Origin of the sequence: Chryseobacterium aahli (genome assembly GCF_022699665.1) — a bacterium.
Taxonomy (GTDB): domain Bacteria; phylum Bacteroidota; class Bacteroidia; order Flavobacteriales; family Weeksellaceae; genus Chryseobacterium; species Chryseobacterium aahli.
This window is the reverse complement of the sequence record NZ_JALDNB010000004.1, coordinates 33,029-56,138: the sequence shown is the minus strand read 5'-3', so window position 1 is coordinate 56,138 and position 23,110 is coordinate 33,029. Positions and strand designations below refer to the sequence as shown.

24 protein-coding genes are annotated in these 23,110 nt (G+C 34.5%); 3 read left to right on the top strand and 21 right to left on the bottom strand.

The features are described 5' to 3' along the window. Position 1: 1 nt before the first annotated feature. The 15 genes from MQX03_RS08935 to MQX03_RS08865 form a co-directional block, all read right to left on the bottom strand. Positions 2–637, bottom strand: coding sequence for a hypothetical protein (locus MQX03_RS08935; RefSeq protein ID WP_242802630.1), 636 nt, complete (start codon positions 635–637; stop codon positions 2–4). Then, a complete protein-coding gene (locus tag MQX03_RS08930) occupies positions 603–1,229 on the bottom strand; it encodes a LolA family protein (protein WP_242802629.1) in 627 nt (208 codons plus the stop codon). Before MQX03_RS08930 ends, MQX03_RS08935 begins: the two co-directional genes overlap by 35 nt. Then, positions 1,222–1,977, bottom strand: coding sequence for a polysaccharide deacetylase family protein (locus MQX03_RS08925; protein ID WP_242802628.1), 756 nt, complete (start codon positions 1,975–1,977; stop codon positions 1,222–1,224). Before MQX03_RS08925 ends, MQX03_RS08930 begins: the two co-directional genes overlap by 8 nt. Before the next feature lie 34 nt (positions 1,978–2,011). Then, positions 2,012–3,073 (bottom strand): beta-ketoacyl synthase N-terminal-like domain-containing protein, encoded by a 1,062-nt coding sequence (locus MQX03_RS08920; protein WP_242802627.1) that lies wholly within the window; start codon positions 3,071–3,073, stop codon positions 2,012–2,014. After that, entirely contained in the window at positions 3,073–4,269 is a 1,197-nt protein-coding gene (locus MQX03_RS08915; protein WP_242802626.1) for a beta-ketoacyl-[acyl-carrier-protein] synthase family protein, read from the bottom strand. The genes MQX03_RS08920 and MQX03_RS08915 overlap by 1 nt, the downstream gene beginning before the upstream one ends. An 81-nt stretch (positions 4,270–4,350) precedes the next feature. Then, on the bottom strand, positions 4,351–4,608 hold the full coding sequence (locus MQX03_RS08910; RefSeq protein WP_129535801.1) for a phosphopantetheine-binding protein: 258 nt from the start codon (positions 4,606–4,608) through the stop codon (positions 4,351–4,353). A gap of 91 nt (positions 4,609–4,699) precedes the next feature. After that, entirely contained in the window at positions 4,700–5,239 is a 540-nt protein-coding gene (locus MQX03_RS08905; protein WP_242802625.1) for a 3-oxoacyl-ACP synthase, read from the bottom strand. A 523-nt stretch (positions 5,240–5,762) separates the two neighbouring features. Continuing rightward, the gene (locus MQX03_RS08900) at positions 5,763–6,692 is read right to left on the bottom strand and encodes a hypothetical protein (RefSeq protein ID WP_242802624.1); all 930 of its coding nucleotides are present in this window, start codon (positions 6,690–6,692) and stop codon (positions 5,763–5,765) included. A gap of 99 nt (positions 6,693–6,791) precedes the next feature. Beyond that, entirely contained in the window at positions 6,792–7,970 is a 1,179-nt protein-coding gene (locus MQX03_RS08895) for a beta-ketoacyl synthase N-terminal-like domain-containing protein (RefSeq protein WP_242802623.1), read from the bottom strand. Continuing rightward, positions 7,967–8,404 carry an acyl-CoA thioesterase gene (locus MQX03_RS08890; RefSeq protein ID WP_394801742.1) on the bottom strand — a complete coding sequence of 146 codons (438 nt, stop codon included), beginning with the start codon at positions 8,402–8,404 and terminating at the stop codon, positions 7,967–7,969. The genes MQX03_RS08895 and MQX03_RS08890 overlap by 4 nt, the downstream gene beginning before the upstream one ends. Beyond that, positions 8,379–9,641 (bottom strand): ABC transporter permease, encoded by a 1,263-nt coding sequence (locus tag MQX03_RS08885; RefSeq protein WP_242802622.1) that lies wholly within the window; start codon positions 9,639–9,641, stop codon positions 8,379–8,381. Before MQX03_RS08885 ends, MQX03_RS08890 begins: the two co-directional genes overlap by 26 nt. After that, positions 9,631–10,383 (bottom strand): ABC transporter ATP-binding protein, encoded by a 753-nt coding sequence (locus MQX03_RS08880; protein WP_242802621.1) that lies wholly within the window; start codon positions 10,381–10,383, stop codon positions 9,631–9,633. Before MQX03_RS08880 ends, MQX03_RS08885 begins: the two co-directional genes overlap by 11 nt. 1 nt (position 10,384) lies before the next feature. After that, the gene (locus MQX03_RS08875; protein ID WP_242802620.1) at positions 10,385–11,380 is read right to left on the bottom strand and encodes a BtrH N-terminal domain-containing protein; all 996 of its coding nucleotides are present in this window, start codon (positions 11,378–11,380) and stop codon (positions 10,385–10,387) included. After that, the gene (locus MQX03_RS08870) at positions 11,381–11,785 is read right to left on the bottom strand and encodes a hypothetical protein (RefSeq protein WP_229986252.1); all 405 of its coding nucleotides are present in this window, start codon (positions 11,783–11,785) and stop codon (positions 11,381–11,383) included. 173 nt (positions 11,786–11,958) lie between these two features. Continuing rightward, complete coding sequence (locus MQX03_RS08865) at positions 11,959–12,345, bottom strand: VOC family protein (RefSeq protein WP_242802619.1); 387 nt, start codon at positions 12,343–12,345, stop codon at positions 11,959–11,961. A gap of 294 nt (positions 12,346–12,639) precedes the next feature. Between MQX03_RS08865 and MQX03_RS08860 the strand changes: the two genes are divergently transcribed. Continuing rightward, positions 12,640–15,552 carry a M16 family metallopeptidase gene (locus MQX03_RS08860; protein ID WP_242802618.1) on the top strand — a complete coding sequence of 971 codons (2,913 nt, stop codon included), beginning with the start codon at positions 12,640–12,642 and terminating at the stop codon, positions 15,550–15,552. Positions 15,553–15,948: 396 nt separating this feature from the next. After that, on the top strand, positions 15,949–16,311 hold the full coding sequence (locus MQX03_RS08855; protein WP_242802617.1) for a hypothetical protein: 363 nt from the start codon (positions 15,949–15,951) through the stop codon (positions 16,309–16,311). A 446-nt stretch (positions 16,312–16,757) separates the two neighbouring features. Here the strand turns inward: MQX03_RS08855 and MQX03_RS08850 are convergent, their stop codons facing one another. Next, positions 16,758–17,477 carry a DUF3667 domain-containing protein gene (locus MQX03_RS08850; protein WP_242802616.1) on the bottom strand — a complete coding sequence of 240 codons (720 nt, stop codon included), beginning with the start codon at positions 17,475–17,477 and terminating at the stop codon, positions 16,758–16,760. A gap of 241 nt (positions 17,478–17,718) precedes the next feature. On the opposite strand from MQX03_RS08850, the gene MQX03_RS08845 reads away from it, so the two are divergent. Further along, positions 17,719–19,092: a phosphatase PAP2 family protein gene (locus tag MQX03_RS08845; RefSeq protein ID WP_242802615.1), complete on the top strand. Its 1,374-nt coding sequence runs from the start codon at positions 17,719–17,721 to the stop codon at positions 19,090–19,092. Positions 19,093–19,174: 82 nt separating this feature from the next. Here the strand turns inward: MQX03_RS08845 and MQX03_RS08840 are convergent, their stop codons facing one another. From MQX03_RS08840 to MQX03_RS08820, 5 genes are all read right to left on the bottom strand, one after another. Then, positions 19,175–19,444 (bottom strand): hypothetical protein, encoded by a 270-nt coding sequence (locus MQX03_RS08840; protein WP_229986242.1) that lies wholly within the window; start codon positions 19,442–19,444, stop codon positions 19,175–19,177. A gap of 545 nt (positions 19,445–19,989) precedes the next feature. After that, entirely contained in the window at positions 19,990–20,433 is a 444-nt protein-coding gene (locus tag MQX03_RS08835) for an ABC transporter permease (RefSeq protein ID WP_242802614.1), read from the bottom strand. A 147-nt stretch (positions 20,434–20,580) separates the two neighbouring features. Further along, positions 20,581–21,012, bottom strand: a complete 432-nt coding sequence (locus MQX03_RS08830) for a hypothetical protein (RefSeq protein WP_242802613.1) — start codon at positions 21,010–21,012, stop codon at positions 20,581–20,583. Beyond that, positions 21,012–22,151, bottom strand: a complete 1,140-nt coding sequence (locus tag MQX03_RS08825) for a beta-ketoacyl-ACP synthase III (RefSeq protein ID WP_242802612.1) — start codon at positions 22,149–22,151, stop codon at positions 21,012–21,014. Before MQX03_RS08825 ends, MQX03_RS08830 begins: the two co-directional genes overlap by 1 nt. A gap of 2 nt (positions 22,152–22,153) precedes the next feature. Then, positions 22,154–23,068, bottom strand: coding sequence for a dialkylrecorsinol condensing enzyme DarA (locus MQX03_RS08820; protein ID WP_242802611.1), 915 nt, complete (start codon positions 23,066–23,068; stop codon positions 22,154–22,156). Between the last annotated feature and the right edge of the window lie 42 nt (positions 23,069–23,110).

The following is a 23,110-nucleotide window of genomic DNA, read 5'->3' as shown; positions in this document are numbered from 1 at the left end:
TTTATTCAGTTTCGGTAATTTGAAATAGTTTAATATTGATTTTGAAATCTTTATGTTCAAGATTAATCATCTCTGCAAAAGTAGGTTTTTTAGCTTCAAAACTAAAATTGATTTTCTCCTTATTATTCTTTGTGTAAACAATATTTGTGAGAAGAGAATTTTCCTTGTTGAAAGACAGATAGTATTTTTTTTTGTCTAGTTCTGATCGAAAAATACTGAAGTTTTCATTTTCAAAGCTTTCAGCGACAGGATATTTTTGTCTTAATAATTCCTGAAAGTCATTTTTTAGAAAATTAATAACCATTTTTTTGTCTAAATCTGCCAAAACATAGTTGAGCTTAAAATCACTTTCCGAGATTTCAAAATCAATCATTTTATTCCCAAAATCAGAGGTCATTACAACTCGATGTGTGGTATCAGATATTTTTTTAATAATTAAAATTCCACTGATGTGATTTTTATAAATATCCATCTGACATTTATACACGTAATCTTCTTTTGATGAAAAGTAAAGATTTTCAACCGGTTTTTCTGTATTTGAAACCGGTTTTACATCTTTAAGCTGATACGTTTTACACGAAATCAGCAGTAAAAAAAGCGAACTATAAAGAAAACTCAGCAGCAGGAATCGGCGCATTGATTTTGGTGTTTTTGAAAACAATATTGGTTGTGTCACCTGAAGCTTCAGTCATATTTACCTGTGAAACTGTTGTTTGGTTTTTAGGGAAATGAAGTTCAATCTGTTTGATGTACTTCAACAATTGAGCAGATTTCGGAGTAAATTTAGCAATATTTGAGGTTGAATTTTTTAAATAAACCACAGAAAATTCCGGATCGCTGAACATTTTTCCGTTTGAACTTCCGACAATTAGTTTGTTGATTTTCTCGAAGGTTTTACTTTTTGCATCGACTGAAGATTTTTTCCCTTGATCATTGATGAAAATTTTATTGTCCTTAAAAATAATGCTGTACTGATAAGGTTTTGTATACTTCCAGCTTAAAGTATTTGGAGATTTCAAAGACATTCTTCCTTGAGTGACAATGTTTTTATCTAAAAAATCCATTTTTTTGGTTTGAACGAAGTCGCTCTGCAAAGTTTTTATTTCTTTTGTTTCAGAAGAAATTTTGGTCACGAAGGCTTTTGATTCTGCGCTCGTCATTGCAGAGTTTTGCGCAAAGACAAAACTCGAAATTAATAAAAATGCTCCTAAGACTATATTTTTAAACATTATTTTTAGATTTAAATATTGAATCAATTGTAAAAGTTGAATACTTTTCACGCTCCAAAAATAACAATAATTCGACCAAAACATTGTACGTTTTTTCCGAAGTGTCGTGGAGCAGAATAATGCTTCCTATTTTCAAACCTTTTGTTACTTTCCTTAAAATTTTCTTCTCGCCCGTAATTACAGTGTCCAACGAACGTACATTCCAGCCGATGCTTTTTTTCTTTGTTTTCTTGATCGCTTTGGCAATATTCGGATTGGTTACTCCAAAAGGTGGTCGATACAAATCAGTTTTAAAATTTTCAATTTTCAACATTATTTCATCGCATTTCTGGATTTCTTCTATCATTTTTGAAGTAGATAAAAATCCTGTATTGTTAGAATGTGAATAGGTATGATTTCCAATGGTGTGACCTTCCGCAACAATTCTCTGGAAAGTTTCAGGATATTTTTCAATCTGTTTTCCGATGCAGAAAAATGTGGCTTTGATTTTATTCTCTTTTAAAATATCTAAAAACTTCGGTGTGAACTCGGTTGGGCCGTCATCGAAAGTTAAAGCAACTTCCTTAATTTTCATTCTTTTATGAGTAATGCTGTTGACAAAATATCCTAATTGAATATCAAACGAACCCCAAACGACAACCGCAGAAAAGAGTATGAAACAGAAAATATAAACCCAAATTGTTCCTTGAAAAGCATAAATAGAGAGATTCAAGAAAAGATAAAAGATAATAAATGGGTAATGTTTCATTTTCTCACATTTTAAAAACCTTCAAGGTTTAGTTTTAAGCCTTTTCCAGAAAAACTAAACTGTGGTCATTTCCTCCCAAATGATTATACAAAAGAATATTTTTAATGCTATCTTTTTTTACAGAATTAATCAACATCACTTCCGGAATCTCCTGATTTTTTATAATTTGACAAGCCATAAAGGTTGAAAATCCACTCGCTGTATTGAATTCTCCACTCAAATGTTTGTAATAAAGTAACGAAGAATTTGGAAATAATTCCGATGTATTTTGATAATAAGCATCCGAGTTTGAATCTCCGCTGAAACCTAAAATCACAGCATCAATATCTTCGTTCTTCAAATTATTCTTCGCTAAAAAATCATCAATGAATTTCTGAATTTCGTTTAATTCTAACGAATTAACAATCTGAATATCTTTTAATTGCGCATAAGAAGTTTCAGTTTTCTCTTTTCCTAAAACGAAAAAACTAGAACCTTCGCCCCATATCACACCTTCTGTTCTTGAATTTAAATAATCGACCGGAAGATTTTCTTCTTTTTTAATGGAATTATTGAGTTTGTACAATTCCATTGTTCGCTCGGTTTGTTCGTCTGTTGAACCCACCAAAACGTTGTCTGCCTCACCATCCAAAATCTGAAGTTTTGCATCAAGCATTGAAAACTCAAGAGAAGATGAACTGTTGACGTACGTGAAATTATAGCCGTGACATTGTAATCCCAAAGCAATTTGCCCGGCAACCGTATTATGAGTTGACTGAATGAAAAAAGTTGGCGTTAAAAATTCCTCATTGTTTTCCAGAACATTTTTCAGAAACTTTTCAGAATCCTGAGAACAGCCCATTCCGGTTCCAACGATGATGGCGTCGGGTTTTTCAATTCCAGCTTCCTGCAAAGCTTTTGTGGAAGCTACGGAACTCATTTTTACCGTTTTAGACATTCTTCGGCTCTTTGCTGGAGGAATGAATTCTTTATAATTGGGTTCGATGGCTTTTAAAATCTGAACTGAATTTTCAGGTTTTAAAGTGTTAAAGAAATTTTCGTTTAAAGTGTCCTGAACCGAGATGCAGGCGGCACTGTTGATGTAAACTGCACTCATTATTTAGAAAAAATTAAAGTTGAACAGTTTCCTCCAAATCCAAATGAATTGGAAAGTACGTGATTGATGTTTTTCTCTTTCAGTTTGGTAACCGGCGTCAAATCAAATTCTTCCATTTTCGTTTTAAAATTTAAATTTGGAAAAATCACATTATTCTGCATTGCCAAAATCGAATAAACCGCTTCAATTCCTGCTGCTGCGGCCAAAGTATGACCTGTAAATGCTTTCGTAGAACTGAATTCCGGAACCTGATTTTCGCCAAAAACCCGAATCATTGCAATGCCTTCAGCCAAATCATTATTCGGTGTTGCCGTTCCATGAACGTTAATATAATTGATGTTTTCTTTATCTAGACCAGAAACTTTTAACGCTTTTTCCATTGCTAAAAACGCACCTTGTCCGTTTTCCGAAGAAGCGGTTTGGTGGTGCGCATCGTTGGAATTTCCGTAACCCGAAAGATAAGCGAGTACTTTTTTATTTTCTTTTTTCACTACTTCATCAGATTCCAAAACGAGGAAAGCTGCTGCTTCACCCAGATTCAAACCTTTTCTGTCGTTATCGAAAGGTGTATTATAAGAATCCGTCAGAATCATCAACGTATTAAAACCATTCAAAGTAAACTTCGAAAGAGAATCCGTTCCACCAACAATCACACGGTCAAGAACGCCGTTTTTAATGAGTTTTGCGCCCATCATAATCGCATTGGCGGCTGACGAACAGGCTGTGCTGATGGTAGAAACCATTCCTTTCAAGCCTAATAATTCTGCAATCGCCAAAGATGAATTTCCGGCATCGTGCGAATCGATATATTTTTGCTTTTCAGGAAAATCTTCGTAGGTGTAGAAATATTTTTCGGTAATATCCATTCCGCCCACGCTGGTGGAGGAAATGAGTCCGGTTTTGTATTCATTAATATCGGGAATTCCGGCACTTTCTACAGCTTCCTTAGCGGCGACCATTCCCAACAAAGCAGTTCTTGTAACGTTGTTGTCCTCATTAAGCTGAAGTTTCTGAACAAGCTCTTCATTAGACAGTTTTATCTCGCCTGTTTTGATGCTTCCGGCGTGGCGTGTTTCAAACAGTTCGATATCTGAAATGCCGTGTTTACCGGTCGTCAGCGAAATAAAATTTTCCTCGACATTGTTACCAATGGAGGAAATGATGCCCATTCCTGTAATGGCAATTTTTTGACTCATCTTTTAATAATGTACCAATGTATCAATTTAACAGTGTAACAATATTGGTACATTGCCAGATTGATACATTGTTAGATTGAATTATTTTGTTCTGTTTTCTTCGATGTATTTCGCCATCACCTCGATAGACTGGAAGATTTCTTTTCCTTTTTTTGGGTCAGATAATTTGATTCCGTAGTCTTTGTCAAGAAGTACAATCAATTCCAAAGCGTCAATAGAGTCCAATCCAAGACCACCACCAAATAATGGATCTGTGTCTTTGATTTCTTCTATTGCAACGTCTTCAAGATTAAGAACTTCTATGATTTTGTTTTTTAATTCTAATTTTAAATCTTCCATTTTTTTAAAAATTTACCAATGTATCAAAGTACTAATTTACCAATTGAGACTGAATAGTATTGTTACATTGTTATGCTGTTATATTGTTAAATTACGTAGTCAGCAAATATACAAAAGCTTTATAACTTTCCTGATATAGTTCGACCCAGCCGCACAAGACTTTTTCAGCTTTCCCTGATTGCAGAATCTGTGCCGCGTATGAGTTTAAAAACTCTTCATCAAATTCATCCAAGACGAAAAAGGCATTTTCAGTCTGCATTTTATGTTTAATGCTGATTTCGCCAACGCAAATGTTAGGTAAAGTGTATACAAAAACGGCAGGACTCGGGAAATAATTTTCCTGAGAATTAATACTTTCCTGATATTTAAAATCGGTGTCTAGACTTGAGGATTTGTTGGCGAAAACCAAGGCAGTTTTACTGTGGTCGTCGTTTTTCAGAATCATTTCCGAAGCGAGAAAGGCCAGTTTGCTGAGGTTATCCATTTTATGAAATTTTGGATAACTCAGTTCTAAGATTGTATAAGCTTCTTTGGCGAAATCTGAGAAAGAAGATAATTCCGATTCAAAAATGATTTTATGATTAAGAATAATCTGAGCATTTTCAATAGTGCAAACGTGAAGTTTTTTCATTTACTGGTGTATCTATTAGGCAGTATGTCAATATTGATTTTTGAAGGGTTAATTTTCAAGGCTATAGACTAGAAGATTTTATTTTAATAAATGATATTTATCATCTAATAAATAACTTACAAGAATAGATAAATTTTCATAGTTTAGCTTCTTTTCTCAACACTCCATGTTTTTATTTCTTTAGCTTCTTTACATGTAAATTAACACTGGGTTTTAAAACATTAAAATTGATTATCTTCTTTTGTAAAATAACAAAAATTCTCAATTTCTATTATTCTCAATTCTACTAAACAAAAAAATGTTTTTTTTAGTCCGGAATGACGGTAAACCACCACACTAAACTGTTTCAATTTTTATGTTTAGAGTAGGTTATGTGTAAATCTCCATATTGTGGCTATGGTGCTTCATCCCCTTCAGCAAATTATAAAAAGAAGTTGTATCAAAGTGATGTTTTTATGTTTTTTAATATCAATAAAAAATTTAATACTAATCGAATTTTAAATAAATTTATAATTTTTAAATCTTAAAAAGAATCATATTCAAAAGTTGCTTTGCTTCCAAAATTTCCATTATTTGAGCCAATTTTATTTGGCAATCCATTTAAACTTATATCAGTTTCGTAATTAAAATAATAATTTGAAAATAATGACTGTAGTACATAAGTTGTTAAGCCATTTTTTGCATTTTTTGAAAAATAATCGACACTATACTCGCTATTTTCAAGACTTAAGTGTGCTAAGTAGGCTTGGAATTCTATCGGAAATGTAGAATAAGGGTTAATTATCGAATCATTGTAAGTGTATAATCTTGTAAAGTATGCATAAGATTCAGCATTAATCACTCCTGTAGCTTTACTATATTGTCCTGTAATAAAAGTTGCTTTTGTTACGTTTTCACCAGAAAATTCTAATTCCGTTATATTACAGTTGTTTAGAGTGTCGTTTATATAATCTTGTGGTGTATTATAAGTGGTTCTGATAAGACGATATATTTTAGAATTTTTATACTGAACAGTGTAACTTGTGTTTAGCAAGAAATTGCCATTTGTATCTTTGTGTAGATATACAATTTCTGAAAGCAAATTGTTGTTATATTTAAATTGTGCTTCATAATAATTAATAGAGGAGGAATTAGAAATTGATATTTTATCAATTTTACCCATTGAATTATAGGTTACCGAGTGTATAGTCGCATTGTAATTGTTATTGTAACTAGTATTCCATAAAACTATTTTGCCATTAGAATTTTGAAAGTAATGTGTAGGATTATTATCAGTAGATTTAATAAATTTCAATATTTTATTGGAATTCTGAGTAGGATTCTGCAAACTAGTATTGGTTGGAGTTGTTTGTACTTCATCTCCATTTGAACACGAATTATTGAAAAAGACAATAAAAGCCAATAACAAAAATGTGAAAATTTTAGAATTCATAGAAATTTTTATTATAGACAAATATATTCAAAAGTTTGTATAACCCCATTAAAAAATAGAATTTTCCTTAACATAAAATATAAGAATTTTGCAATAGTTAATGATTTAGAAATAAACTTTTTATAAAGATTCAATTTGTAATACTATCGCCGCATTACATCCACCAAAACCAGAAGCTGTTTTCAGAATGTATCTAATTTCTGCCGATTGATTTTCTTTAATAATATTCAAATCCTGAGAAACGCCCATTTCTTCGAAGTTTTTAGACGGAATCAAAATATTGTTCAAAGCAGATTCCATTGAAATAATACTTTCCAGCAAACCAGATGCTCCAAGACAATGTCCGTAATAGCCTTTCATACTGTTCAAGGGGACATTCTGCAAACCAATTCTGTTGAAGGCGATTGCTTCCATTTCGTCGTTGTACAGTGTTGCTGTTCCGTGAGCAGAAATGAAATCAATTTGTTCTGATGAAACATTTGCTTCTTTCATAGCATTTTGAACACTAGCAAATAACCCGTCGCCAGTTCTCGATGGTCCGGAAATATGATTAGCATCATTAATCGATGAATCGCCTAAAACTTTAAACTTAAATTTTTCGTTTTGTGAGGTTGCTTCGTCACTTTGTTCTTCGCAATGACCCGTGATATAAACTGCTGCCGTCGCTTCGCCCAAATTAATTCCGTTTCGATTTTTATCGTAAGGTTTGCAAGGTTCACTTGCAATCGCTTGAAACGAATTAAAACCCGAAATCACAAACTCAGAAATCTCGTCTCCTGCGACTACAAATGCATTTTTGTATTTTCCTACCTGAATCATATTCTTTGCCACAGAAATCGCCATTACGCCAGAAACACAAGCATTGGAAACGACAATTGGTTTGGTTTTAAATCCAAAAAAATCAGCTAGTTTTTGAGCTAATTTTGAAAGGTAAACGCCTTCTGGTAAAGTGGTTTCGTTTTTTAATAAACTGATATTTCCTTTTGTTGTTGAAAGAATAAAAGCTGTTTCATCTGAAATTTCATGTCTTTCTACCAAAGGTCTCAGGCTCAGCAAAAACATTTTTTCAAGTCTCGTGAAATTTTCATTGTCACTCTGAGCGGAGTCAAAGAATCTATTAAATTCCTCTTCCAATTTTTCAGAATCAATTTTAGAAACAAAAAAAGCGTCGTGATTGTCTATGATTTTATACAAAGCGACACCGGATTTCCCTTCCAAAAGTGCCTTCCAATTTGATTCAACATCAAAACCTAAAGGTGTGACGCAGTTGTAATCTGTAATGTAAACCTCGTTCATCATAATCCCATTTTATCTTTCCAGGTTTGGAAAAACTCCGGATTGTAAAGGCATAAATTATTTTCAGAATCCAGAAAAACCTGAATGGTTTCTCCGCTACAAACCAATTTATTATTCTTATTAAAAATCTCGTATTTATAAATCAATTTCGCAGAAACAGAATTCACAAAAGTCGTCACGATATTGAATGTTTCTCCATATTTCAAAGGAAGAAAGTGTTCGCAGGTACTTTTCACAATCGGTGTTACAAATCCTGCTTTCTGAATGTCGAGATAGGTCAAGCCGTGCTGTCTTCCGAAAGCCTCTCTTCCGTCTTCAAAATACACTATGTAATGCCCATGCCACACGATGCCCAGCGGGTCTGTCTCATTGAATCGTACGCGTATTTCTTCGGTACAAGTTAAGTTTTCTTTAGACTGCATTTTGTTTCCGTTCATATAGTAAAGAGATGGTTACCATCGCAATATAAAATAAAAATAAGAAAATCAGTTCCTTAGCAATTTCGCCAATGCCGCTGTTTCTTAAAATAATATCGTAATACGCATTCAGTCCCCAATTCATCGGGGAAAACTGCGCAATTTTCTGCATAAATTCAGGCATCAGGAAAACGGGAACCCAGATTCCGCCAATCGCTGCCAAAACTACCACCGAAGTCGCTCCAAATGGAGCCGACTGTTCCTGAGTATTGGACATTGTTCCTATTAATACTCCAAATCCAATCGCTGCCAATCCTGCAAAAAGAGTGACAATAAGTAGATGAAGCATTTTTCCGGAAACATCAAATTGAGGCAAGTCCATTAGCGGGAAAAGCCAGATGCCCACTGCAACCATCAGCAAAAACTGGATGACGCAGATGATGAGATAGGTAAATGTTTTTCCTAAAATATGAATGTAATACGGCGTCGGGCTCACGCGAACTCTCACGCTCGTTCCCTGACTTTTTTCTTTGACTAAATTAATGGAAAGTGGCACTACAATAAAGAAAATAGCAAATAATGCCCAGGCTGGAACGTTATGCTGAACGGAATTCGGAATTACATCTAGTTTTCCTTTGTTCGGTGTGATTTCTTTGAAGGTAATCAAGCTTTTATTTTCAAGGTCTTCCGTTGTTCCGAGTTGGTCTTGGAAGGCTTTGTATATTTTTTTATTCTCGATTTCGAAAACCATTTTGTTGATGGCATTCATCACAGAATTTTTGAAACCGGCGTTGGTTGCAGGGTCGAAATAGAGATGAATGTCTTTCGTTTTTGAAGCCACAGCTTTTGTCGCCGTAGAATCGGTTTCCAAACCAAACGAGCTTACGACGGTCTGAACTTTAGAATCGATATTTGAATTTAAATCTTTCGTTAAATTTTCCGGAATAACGATGGCCAGCTGATAATCTCCCGTAAACACAGCTTTCTCTGCCGATTTTTCGTTATAATCGGTAACGAGTTCAAATGTTTTGCTGGTTTCCAGTTCTTTTTTAATGACTTTGGAAACTTCAGATTTATCATTATCGATGAAAATAATTGGAATTTTTGAACCTTCCAGATTTTTGAATGTCGAATCCTGAATTAAAGTGATTGTAATAATCAATAACAAAGGCATTAGAAAAATAATGACAATTCCTCCCGAATCTCTTTTCAGTAACTGAATTTCCTTGATGAAACTTCTCCACAATTTATACAACATCTCTCAATTCTTTTCCGGTTAATGAAATGAAAACATCCTCCAAGTTTTCCGCATTTGCAACTTTTTCCACCAATTCTTCCGGCGTTCCTGTCGCATGGATTTTTCCGTGGTCGATAATGGCAATTTTTGTACAGAATTCCTCAGCTTCCGATAAGTGATGAGAGGTGTAAATAATGCATGTGCCTTTTTTATTTAAATCTAAAAGATAATCGATAATCGCTTTTTTCGACTGAACATCAACGCCAACCGTCGGCTCGTCCAGAAACAGAACTTTCGGATTGTGAAGCGTTCCGGCAATCAGATTGCAACGGCGTTTCATTCCGCCTGAAAACTGGTCGACTTTTTTATGGGCAAATTTCGTTAAACCCATTAATTCTAGAGCTTCATCGATGGCTTTGTGAAGATAATTGTTCTTCAAACCATACAAACTTCCGAAGAACAAAAGGTTTTCTTTCGCGGTCAGAGTCGGGTAGAGCGCATATTCCTGAGGAACAACGCCGATGATTTGTTTGATTTTCGAACCATCTTTTTTAGGCGACAATCCGTTGATGGTAAAACTTCCTGAGGTTGGTTTGATTAAACCTGAAAGCATAGAAATCAGCGTGGTTTTTCCCGCTCCGTTGGGACCGAGAATTCCATAGATTTCGTTTTTATCGATGTTCAAAGAAATATCATTAACCGAAAAGTCTTCCGAGTTTTTGTATTTCTTGTACAGATTTTTTATTTCGATGATATTCTCCAAACTATATCGCTTTTCTCAGTTTTTTATAAAACGCTTCCTCCAAATCAGCAATATGGAGCATCGATTTTGAAAGCTGATTGTAAATATCGCTTTTCGAATTTCTGTTTTTGTAAACTCGTGCAATATCGACAGCAAAATCTCTCCAAAGGTCACCGATTGCGGTAATTTCTTTGGATAATTCCTTTAGCTCATCATTTTTAAGAATCACAGCAGCTTCCTGTAAAAAAGCACCATAAATAAACCTAAATCCGCCACCGCCGGTACCGATTTCTTCCTGCATTCTGATTAATTGTCCGAGGTAATGATTGGTCACTTTCGTGCCTTTTTTCTCCGCCCATTTCGGGATGCTTTTTGCTACCCATCGCATTGCTTTTACACCGATAATCGGAACGGGAGCCAACATATTTTTGCAGGTATCTTTAATTCCTTTTTTAATAGCTTCTTCCAAGTTTACATTTTCCGGAATATGTGTCGGAAAATACATATGCCCTTTCGGTGCCAATGCACCTTTTGCGTAACGAACTTTTTCCAGTTCAGCTTCGGTCAAAGTTGTGGCAAAATCCATTACAGGGTCGCTGATAAGGAATTTCCCGTCTTCTTTTCCGTAAACTACAAGATTGTGGGCGTTGAAATGAAATTTATATTCTTCAGGAAAATAAGTCAAGTTGAAAACGCCTACTTGCAGACCTGTTGGTATATTTTGTTCTAAATTTTTCTCTAAAGCAGCCTGCGCTTCTTTTGGGTTTGAAAATTTAATTCTTTTGATTTTAATGCCCAGTCTTTTTGCCGCTTTGCTGAAAATGGCTCCCGGCATCGGACGGTAGCTGAAACCTGGCGCAAAATTTACTTTTAAGAAAGGCAAATACACGAAAAATAATCCGGAACCGATTCCGAAAATCATGGGTTCGCTGAGTTTTAAACCTCTGTTGAGAAGTAAATTGGAGGCAACACCGTTTTCGCAATGGGCTGTCTGATGGTGTTCAAAATTGATCTTCATTTATTTACCGTCGAAGTTTTTTAATTCATCTACTGAAATTCCGAACGTGTCGGCGTATTTTTTCAAAGTAGAATCGCTGAGTTTTTTAAATATTTTCGGTTTTGCGTGTCTTTTGACCGTCCATTGCCACTTTCCAACGTACGCTGCGAGAACCTGTAAATCCATTTTATTTAATTCCATAAAATAGATGATTGGACTCACGATATTGTTGGCCACATTTTGTTTTGCTTCTTCGATTCTCTCGTTGATGAGCGCCATCGACTCGTCAAGGGCTGCCTTTTTTGCTTCCCAGCCGATGCTTTGAGCGGTGGTATAATTGTTATTTTCATCAGTCACATATAACATTTCGGTCATATTTGCTGATTGAAGATTACTTTCGTCTTGTGGAATATCTTGTTTTTTCACCCGAAAAGATTGATGTTTTAATAATCAGATGATATTATATGCATCTGTTTCTTACTGATTTTTCAATGCGCTAAAATAATAAAAATGCAGGACATAGGATAATGGAATATATCGAGGCTAATTGCTCAGATTTAAAGCAAATTCTTTGTAATTCGTCGTGATTTGATATTTAATTACATCATAAATACATTGAACTTGTGTCGATCGGGATCTGAGAAAGTAAATCCGTAATACTTGTCACCAAATTCTTTCTGTTCAGATTCTATTTTTCCGCCAGCGTTTTTCACCGAGTCTGCCCAATGATCAACTTCTTCTTTTGTTTCCGCCGATAAAGTAAAAATAATTTCATTGGAATTCGGATTGTTCGAAAATTTGAGATCTGTATTTTTCTCTAAAATATCTTTTACGAAAAAATGAATCACAAAGTTATTGTCGCTAAACAAGAAACTTGTCAATTCATCAGAATGGCCATTTGATTTAAATCCTAATGCTTTATAAAAATCTGTAGTACAGTCAAGATCTTCCACGGCAAAGTTCGCCCAAATCATTTTAGTTTTCATAAGATATTATTGATTAGTAAGTTACTGAGTGCAAAATCTATTCCTTGTGAGCGTGTATTCGTTAAAATATATTCCAATCTTAGATTTACAGATAATTAAAGCTGAGAAAATTTTAATTAAAATAATAATTGCTCTATCGGAGCAAAACGTTTGTAGAAAAAGTTAAACGTAATTAAAGGAGAGCTCCGTAGGAGCGGCATTTCGATATAGCGAGATGTAAATTTCATAGGCTGTAACAAACACTTTCATTTTAAGACTAATCATTTTAATTAAAATGATTTAATAAATTCTACTATGAAGAAAGTTTTTATTTCTCTTTCATTCTTTTTCATGATCAATGCAATGGCGCAGAAATTTGATACGCAGACAGTGACCGACGGTCAGGGTTATACGTACGAAACTGTGAAAAATGATCAGGCAGGAGTGAGAGTCTATACTTTAAAAAACGGATTAAAAGTTTATCTCGCAAAGAACGATGATGCTCCGAGAATCCAGACTTATGTGCCTGTAAGAACAGGTTCAAATAATGATCCAAGTGATAACACAGGTTTAGCTCATTATCTTGAGCACATGGTTTTCAAAGGAACTTCTCATTTGGGAACTCAGGATTGGGCAAAAGAAAAAGTTTTGCTTCAGCAGATTTCTGACCTTTATGAACAACACAAAGCAGAAAAAGATCCTGAAAAGAAAAAAGCACTTTATAAAAAGATCGATGAGGTTTCTAACGAAGCTTCAAAATTTGCAATTGCCAACGAATATGACAAAGCAATTTCATCTTTAGGGGCGACGGGAACCAACGCTCACACTTGGTTAGACGAAACGGTTTACAAAAATAATATTCCGGCTAACGAATTGGAGAAATGGCTGAAAGTTGAAAAAGAACGTTTCTCAGAATTGGTTCTTAGACTTTTCCATACAGAATTGGAGGCGGTTTATGAAGAATTTAACAGAGCCCAAGATAACGACAGCCGCCTGGTAAATTATGCTTTAATGGAAGCGCTTTTTCCTAAACATCCGAACGGACAACAGACTACGATTGGTACTTCAGAGCATTTGAAAAGCCCTTCAATGGTAGCTATTCACAAGTATTTTGACACGTATTATGTGCCTAATAATATGGCGGTTGTTTTGGTTGGAGATTTAGATTTCGACAAAACGATAAAATTAGTTGACCAATATTTCGGGTCGTTCAAATACAAAGAACTTCCGATGAAGAAAATGGTTTCTGAAGAGCCAATGACTCATGTGGTAACAAGAACTGTAAAAAGTCCTTCTACACCAAGAATGACGATGGCTTGGAGATCTGATTCTTACGGAACAAAAGATGCAAGATTGGCAAGCATGATCGGTGAAATCTTAAGCAACAGCGGTGACGCAGGTTTGATAGATTTAAATATCAGCCAAAAGCAAAAAGTTCTAAGCGCAGGAGCTTATGAATCTCCTTACAAAACTTATGGTGCGTTTACAATGTATGTTGTGCCGAAAGAAGGACAAAGTTTTGATGAGTCTAAAAAATTGTTGCTTGGACAATTAGATTTGGTTAAAAAAGGACAGTTCCCGGATTGGATGCTGAAAGCCATCGTGAACGATATGAAAGTACAGCGTATGAAAGGTTGGGAAACTGCAGACGGTTTGGCAACAACTTTATACAATGCTTACATAAACGAAAGAACCTGGCAACAGGAATTAGACGAAATTAATGATTACGAAAAAATCACCAAAGCAGATATCGTAAAATTTGCGAATGAGTTTTTCAAAGACAATTATGTTGTCGTTTATAAAGAAAAAGGAGTGAATGACAAATTGGTTCGTGTACAGAATCCTGCCATCACGCCAATTAAACTCAACAGAGAAGCGCAGTCGCCTTTCCTTAAAGATATTTTAGGAACAAAAGCGGGAGATATCAAACCTCAGTTTATTGATTACAAAACGGCAATTGCTACTTCTGAAATCAAAGACAAAAAAGTAAGCTTCGTTGAAAACAAATACAACAAAGTAGCTCAGGTGAATTATATTTTCCCTTTTGGGACAGATAATGACAAAGAATTGAGCCTTGGAGTAAGTGTTTTACAATATTTAGGAACTGATAAATATACTCCGGAACAGCTAAAAGAAGAATTCTACAAATTAGGAATTTCAAACAGCTTCAGAACTTCAAATGACCAGACCATCATCTCTCTGAGCGGATTGGAAAACAACATGAAGAAAGGGGTAGAATTGCTGAACCACTGGATGACCAACGTAAAAGCAGATAAGGCAATCTACGACCAGACGGTAAAAACAATCTTAGAGTCAAGAGAAGTTGCTAAAAAAGATAAAGGAAGAATTATGGCAGCTCTTTCCAATTATGCGAAATACGGAAAGGACTCCAGAATGACTGATATTATTTCTAAGCAGCGTTTGGAAAGCATCAACGTGAATGAATTGATGTCAAAAATCAAAACATTAAACCAATATCCTTACGAGGTTTTCTTGTACGGAGAAGATCAGAAAGGATTGGAAAAAGCAGTGAAGCCTTTTATTGACAACACCAAACTACAGCCTGCAACTGCAAAAGTATATGCGGAGCCTGCAACTGAAGGTAAAGTATATTTCACCAACTATGACATGGTGCAGATGGAAATGGCGAAAGTTGCTAAAGGAGGCAACGTAAACTTAGCAGACTTCGGAAAGTCTAATGTATTCAACGAATACTTCGGACGTGGTTTGTCTTCTATCGTTTTCCAGGAAATAAGAGAGAGTAAGTCTTTGGCTTATTCGGCGTATGTTTCTTTTGGTACGGCTTCTGAAAAGAATCACCCGAATTATGTAACCAACTACATCGGAACTCAGGCCAATAAATTGCCTCTTGCCGTTAATGCAATGAATGATTTGATGGCCGATTTCCCACAAATTCCGGCACAGTTTGAGAACTCTAAAGGTTCAGCGTTGAAGCAGATTGCCTCAAACAGAATTAACAGAACCAATATTTTCTACAACCAATTAGCGTTGAAAAAATTGGGGGTTGATTATGACATCAGAAAAGATATCTATGCGGAAATTCAGACCTTAAGCCTGCCACAACTGACAAGCTTCTACAATACTGAAATCAAACCGTTGAAATACAACACCGCCATTATCGGGAAAAAAGAAAACCTGAATATGGAATCGATCAACAAAATGGGTGAATTCAAAGAAGTTACCCTAGAAGAAATCTTCGGATATTAATTTTTAATTAATATAAATTGTTTGAAGTGAGGCAGAAATGTCTCACTTTTTTTGTGGAGTTAACAAAACAATATAAAATAACTTGACGAGCCGAGATATCAAATTTATAATCTGTAAGTTACCATTTAACCCAAATTTTATTCTTTAAACATATTCACTTACGTTTTCTACGTACTTTTAAACGCTTTATATAGATGGATTTCGATTTTACACTTCAAATAATATATTTAAAATTTCATAAATCAATTTTAAGAATAAAAAAATCATTCTAAAACGTAGAAATATATTTGTTAAAATATAAAAAGTATATTTAAAACATAATCTTCGATGTTTTGTACGTATAATATTCTATGTTATGTGTGTTTTTATTACTTTTATCAATAAAATGTAATACAAATGAGTTTAAGAAAGTATCAGGAAAAAAGTACGTCTACGCATCCGCATATTGGTGCGATGGTTCGTAAAGTGATGATCAATAAGGCAGTTTCGCAGGCAGAATTGGCAAGGAGAATGCAGATCAGTTCGTCTTCATTGGCTCAGTATTTCCAAAATTCGTCATTGCAATTTGGGATTTTATGGAATCTGGGCATTGCATTAGAGCACGATTTTTTGACAGAGTTGAGCAATTATTATCCGGTAAACATTTCTTTCAACGAAAAATCTAAGCTGGTTGCCGAGTTGAAAGAGAAAACTGAGAAAATAACCGATTTGGAAAAGGAAATTAAAATTTACAAGTCAGCTTTAGGTATTAAAGATTAAGGTCGATAAATTATTGAAGAAAAATCAATAAATATTTTTGGAAATATAAGCTGCTCAGTTTCGGGCAGCTTTTTTATTTTTTTTTTTATTAAATATTACATTACAGGGTAGGTAATAAATTTCATGAATATTGTAAAAATTTCATTACGTAATGGAAGAAATATTAATTAATTTTACTTTACAAAATCATATTGATATGAAATCACCAAATCATTATCTCAATATTCTGGTTTTAGGATCGCTGTTGGGACGGTTTGTACGGAGGAATCAACAGAGATATTAGCGAACGATTTTCTCTGGATCTCAGCCTGCAATGGGGATTAGGATCTGCTTTTCCTTCATCATTTGCAGGGATCAGTTTCCCGATGCATAATGTATTTGCACAGATCGGCGGTGGATATAGGTTTTAAAAGTTTGCGAGAGAATTTTTCTTCAAAAATTTTAAGCTAGATGTCATATCCCACCAATAAGACCGTTGCGCATATCAATATAAATGCAATAATTAAATAAATTATATAGCTTAAGATACTTCTTACGAGTACTTCTTTTGCTGTCATTTTATTGAAAAACTGTCTATTCGTCCAAAAAATCAAAATAAAATCTATAAAGAGGAGAATATTTGTGATGATGTTGAAACCAGCCTCATTTTTCACAAAGTACATAACGGGTAAAAAGAGTATATGAACACCAAGTCGCTGAGAACATTTAAAAGCTTCAAAAATTATAAATTCGTAGAAGTTGTATCCGGTTTTTTTGAATGCAATGTAGGTGGTAAGTGCATAAATAGGAATGGTGGCAACCATAAACCAGTAATAATGCTCAAAGACTTTTTCTAATATCAGTCCGGAAGATGCATCAAGATCAGATCGATCATTCAGGTCGAGTAGATGATAAATTAGAGCATAGATTGTTGCCATAATAATCACCATAGAAATGGGTCTGAAATGATTGACACGCTTCCCTTCTATATAATCTTCAATCACGTAACCTGGTTTTTGAAAAAGTTTTTTCAGAGAATAGCCAATGCCTTTGTCATAATGTAAAATACCATGTTGAATATCTTCCCAAAGGAATTCGTAATCAATCCGTTTTGTTTTTGCAGACTGACCACACTGGTTACAGTATTTTCCTTCGAATACATTTCCGCAATTTTTACATTTCGTCATACGATGAGTGTTGATTAAGTTCAGAAAAAGAATTTATGCTTCATAATACTTTTAAAACTGTATAAAACTACTATTTATTTTTTTTAATTTTAATAAAAAAAAGATTGAATTCCAGAGGTTGTTGGGTTTTTACTTTTAAATAATTAATTGTTAATTTAATATGATTAAGAATTTATTAATTTTTATGTGATTACAGATAACAAAACAATAGCAAAAATAATTTAGAATAATCTATATAACCATGAAAAAAAAATTATTTTATTTACCAATGACTATGCTTCCGTTCTCATGTTATTTTGCTCAGGATTCTTTGATGATTGATACCAATTTTCAGAATCAAATCATCGAAACAGAATACAGATCCTCGAAACCTTTTTTCCAAAGAGAGTGGGTGGAAAAATCTACGGCTCCGGCATTATTGTTCACAGCATCAGCTGCTACTTGGGGAGAGAGGGAAAACATCCGTGAGATTAGAAATAGATACATACCAACATTCAAAGTGGGATATGATAATTATCTACAGTATGCTCCTACTGCAGCGGTCTACGGGTTAAAATTGGCTGGAGTAAAAGGAAGAAATAATATTGGAAGAGCTACACTTTCTTATGCTGCAAGTATAGGAATTATGGGGCTTTTGGTGAATTCTTTAAAGTATACCGCCAAAGTAGAACGTCCGGACGGATCTAGTAAGAATTCTTTTCCTTCTGGTCATACATCGATGGCGTTTACCAATGCGAGTTTTTTGCATAAAGAATACGGTTTGGTCAATCCTGCATACAGTATCGGGGGATATAGTGCAGCTGCAATTACAGGATTGGGAAGAAACTTAAATAACAGACACTGGATTTCAGATGTTTTGGCAGGAGCAGGAATTGGAATTATTTCTACCGAACTGGGTTATTTTTTCATTGATAAAATTTATAAAAATAAAGGCGATAATCTGGGAATGCTGGCAGGAATACAAGGAAATGAAAATCCTTCTTTTCTGTCACTCAAGTTGGGAACGGCTCTTTCTACGACCAATTTTCTGAAAGAATCTGCACTGAGCGATAAAAAGGAAATAGGTTTTGAAACCGGGATTGAAGGAGCTTATTTTTTCTCTAAAAAATGGGGTGTAGGCGGAGACTTTAGTTTCAGCAGCTTTCCTGTAAAACCTTTGGAGTTTCCGCTTGATGAGGAACTTGGAAATTTTGATATTAATACAGAATCTCTGGGATTTCTCAATTTTGGTATAGGACCATACTTTTCACACGAATTTTCGGAAAAATTACAATTAACGTTAAAAGCTACCGCTGGATATTCTTCACCCGCCAGCGGAAAGGTAATTGTAAAAAGTGAGTTATTTAATCTGCCTAATAATGAATTTCAAGTTGCGGAATATAAACCATCCAGCAGTTTCCGATGGAATAGCGGTGTGGCTTTAACGTATAAATTTAATCCGGAATTGGGGATTAGTTTGTATGCAGATTATAACCAGACTCAATCAAAAATCACCTATCATTTCAATGAAATACTGCAAAATGATGCTGAACTAAGTGATGATTTAAATGACGATTCTGCCAAAGAAAAAATAAATTATGTTTCGGCAGGACTTAAATTAACAGCGTTTTTTTAGATAAATAAAAGCTGCTCAGTTTTGGGCAGCTTTATTTCGATAGATAGTAAAAAGGTGAAAGATTAATCTTAGCGATGATCATTTACTTTCGTCTTTTATACTTTAAATGAACCAATAGATACACCTCATCTTTCTCTATGTCTTTGCACCAGGTACGCTCAGTAACCAATGCATTTTCGTAAAGATATAGATCTTCCATATTATTCACATATTCTAATCTTTCAGAAGTTTTATATTTAAAAAATGAAATCAAGTTCACCTCATCACCTACTGCAGGTGCAACGGGAAACTCTACAGAGTTTTCGAACTCAAATTCTATATCGTAGGAATAAAACCTTACTTTAACGCTCATAACTTTATTTTGATCAAATATATTGAAAATAAAGGGGTTTTAACGTGTTGGTCTAAAATCTCTAGTCAAATTTGATAGCTGAATTCTTGCCATTTCAATTGAAATTATAAACTTGAATTGTTTCGTCACGCCGTCAATTCGAGCGTTTTTCGAAGAAAAATGTATCGAGAATCAATGAACTAATCAAACTTCTCGATACGATTTTTTCAAAATCTACTCAAAGCGACGATATACGAATTAAAAATCTTTAATTATCCTTCTTCTTTTCTCTCATTATAGTAATTGAAGAATAAATAAGCAACAAAATTGTGATTGAGATTGTGAAAATTAGTTTTGTAAATGTTTGAGAAGGTATTTTGTGACTACTCACTAGAATCATGAAAGTGTAAAACAGAAGAATTAAGAGAAACACTATTGAAATTAATCTTACTATTTTTAAATAAAGTACTGCTTTATTAATCATTAAAAACTTTTTAAGCTAAACGTGAAATTTTTAAAAAAAAGCCAACTCAAAAAGTCAGCCTGTATATTTTAAAAACAATATTTTAAGATTTTAGTTCCTGAATAAACAAACTGATCTCTGTACGAATCAGTAATTCATCTCCTAAAAAAGTTTCGCAGAAAATCTGGCAGATATTTTCATATTGAGAAATTAAAGAAGCTTTTGAAATAATTTTGTCACCGACTTTTGGCAAGGCAAAAATCTCAATCTTCTTGATATTGGTGATGAAACCGATTACTTTAGTTCCGTCATCAGGACCTTTAAAAAAACTCTGCCCCAGAATTGAAGAACATGTTTGTGCCGAATGTTCTATAAGACCCGCTTCTACAAAATGATTATTGTGAACGAAAATATTGTCTGAAGTAATTTCAAAAGAAGTAATCACTTTTTCCGGAGTAAGCTCAAGAATATAATCAGCCATCAGCATCGGTTCGCGATGAGGTAAAAACTGGTGAATATTGATGATATTATCTTCTTTTAACTCCATGTAAATTTTTCTTCTAAAAAACTTTAATTATATCATTTCGTCACTTCGATTAGATCTTGAAAAAATCGTATCGAGAAGTTGATGTGCTAAAGTTCTCGATACAAATTCTTCCAGAATTTTACTCGAACTGACGAACTGTTTTTAAATCTATTTTACAACCGTTTTCATCTGTGATTTTGCAATTACGGTATCATTTATTTTAGTGATAATTTCTACTAAAGTTACACCCAGCATTTCATTCAGAATGGTAGCTTCAGTAACCAATTGATCACCCACTTTTGGTAAAGCATCTGCTTCAAAAGATTTGATGGCACCGATGTAGCCCGTCGGAGATTCTTTCCCTAAAAGAAAATATTTGTAACCGGTATGTAAAGCCACAGTCTGAGCCTGATGCTCGATTAAGCCTGATGCCTGAAAAATTCCTTCATATACAAAAAGATTGTCTTCCTTGATGACGAATCCTGAGATCACGTGGTTTTCGGAATATTCTGAAACCTCACCCACCATGACGAAAGGTGCTTTTTGTGGGATAAGACTTTCCACAAAAATTTGATCAGAATTTGGTAAAGTAATTTCCATTATACAACAGTTAGTAACGAGCAAGAATAGGCAAATCTTCCGCTTTCAGGTACACATAAAAGGATTTTTTCGCCTTTTTTCAGTTTTCCTGAATTCATCAATTGTTCTACGGCAACGAAGATAGATCCTGCGCCAATATTTCCAATTTCCGAAAGATTATAGAACCATTTTTCCCAAGGGAAATCTAATCCAACGTTTGCAAATTCTTCTTTTAAACCTTCTTTGAAATATCCTGAAGAAATATGCGCCAAAACGTGATCCACAGATTCCGGATCAAGTTGGTGTTTGTCAAAAGATGCTCTTAAACTTTCTGCACCTTTCACCAAAATATATTTATCAAGAATTTTAGTATCTTGTTTTAAGGCAAAAATAGATTGCTTCAGCCATTCGTCTGATGGGTAATCTGCCCAAGATTTCAAGCTTCCGTCTTCCTGCTTTTCACAACCGGAATACATACAAGCTTCGATTTCGTGAGCGTAAGAATAGAAGTCTATCCAATCGATTTTTAACGAAATTTCGTTTTCTCTTGGCTTGTTTTGCAATAAAAATGCACCGGCACCGTCAGAAAGCATCCATCTAAGGAATTCTCTTTTGAAAGCAATAATTGGTCTTTCTTCTAAAAGTTTTAGATTTTCTGCTTCATGATCAAATTTATCGGCAGTCATCCAAGAAGACATTTTTTCAGAACCAGCACACACGGCAGTTTCCTGCACTCCGGCTTTTATGGAAAGAAAACCGTAGTTCAAGGCATTCATCCCGGAGTTACAAAGTCCTGTTGCTGTATTTATTTCGATAGATCTCCCAATATTAAGCTCACCGTGTACCATAGATGCATGTGAAGGCTGAATCTGATCCGGCGAAGTAGTTCCTACGGACAAGAGTTTCAGATCTTCTTTTTTGAAGTTCTCATCAAAGAGTCCTTCCACTGCCTTTGCGGTAATCTGAGCATTAGAGTGAGTAGATTCTCCGTTTTTATCTAAAGCGTAATATCTCGTAGTGATTTTATTGTTCCTTAGAATTAAAGCTCTCGCTTTAGAGGGTGTATTATTTACCAAGCCAAGATAGCTTTCCATTTCGTCATTCGAAACCGGCTCATTCGGCAAGTATGTTGAAGCTTTTGTTATAAATACGTCTTGCATTTCTATTTTAAATTAATTCCTTGTAAATATTCTTTTTGCTTTTGTCTTTTAGACCACAAAAGGGGTGCTAATAAGAGATGAAAAACCAATACGATTGGCGAAATGATCCAAATTGCTGCCATCAAATATACTTTAAAGAATTTTATCAGCAAAGGTCGTTTTTCTTTTTTCTTGATAATCAGATTACTCCAAATGGTAAAGATTTTGTTTCCTACTTTCTCTACACGCACCAGGAAGGGTCTTATTTCAACAGCTCCATTTTTCACCAAGTCGGGCTGTAGGTTGGTGAAATCATTGTTTTCAAAGTGATTTTCGATGATCTTTCCATATTTTCCGGCTCCGTTGATTTCTTCATCTGAAACTCCGGCTGCAGGAAGCATTCCCGATTTTTCTTTTTGTCCCGTTGTCAGCCAGCGAAGAATCGTCAAAACACTGGTGTAATTGTCGTGTCTGTCTACCAAAGCGATATTTCCGATCAGTTTGGCATTTAGATTTTTTAAATAAACTTTTAATTTTTCCTGAGAAAGCATCCACATATTTCTGGTTGCAGAAACGGTAACGATGGGAGTGTCTTTTAATAAACCTTCTGCGTAACCACTTTTCAAAAATGAAATAATAGGAATAGAAGGTGTCAGATACCAAACCTGATATCCGAAAAGAATGAGGTCATATTTTTTATTCAGTACATTTTCCGGTGGCGGGAGAATCTCGCTCGGAATCTGCAAATAAGATTCGGGGAAAGTATTAAAAAAAACATCACTCGGCCAGGGAAAAGGAAAGTCTTCTTTGAGCTGAATGTTGTAATAGGTGACAAGATATTCGTCTTTCTTATCCTCAAACGGCTGGGCAATATTTTTCATAATATCCTCCAGCTGACCCGTCTGTGTATAATAGAGAACAAGTACGTTTTTCTGCATTAATATTCTTTATGGATTACAAAAATATGCTTTTAAAATTTA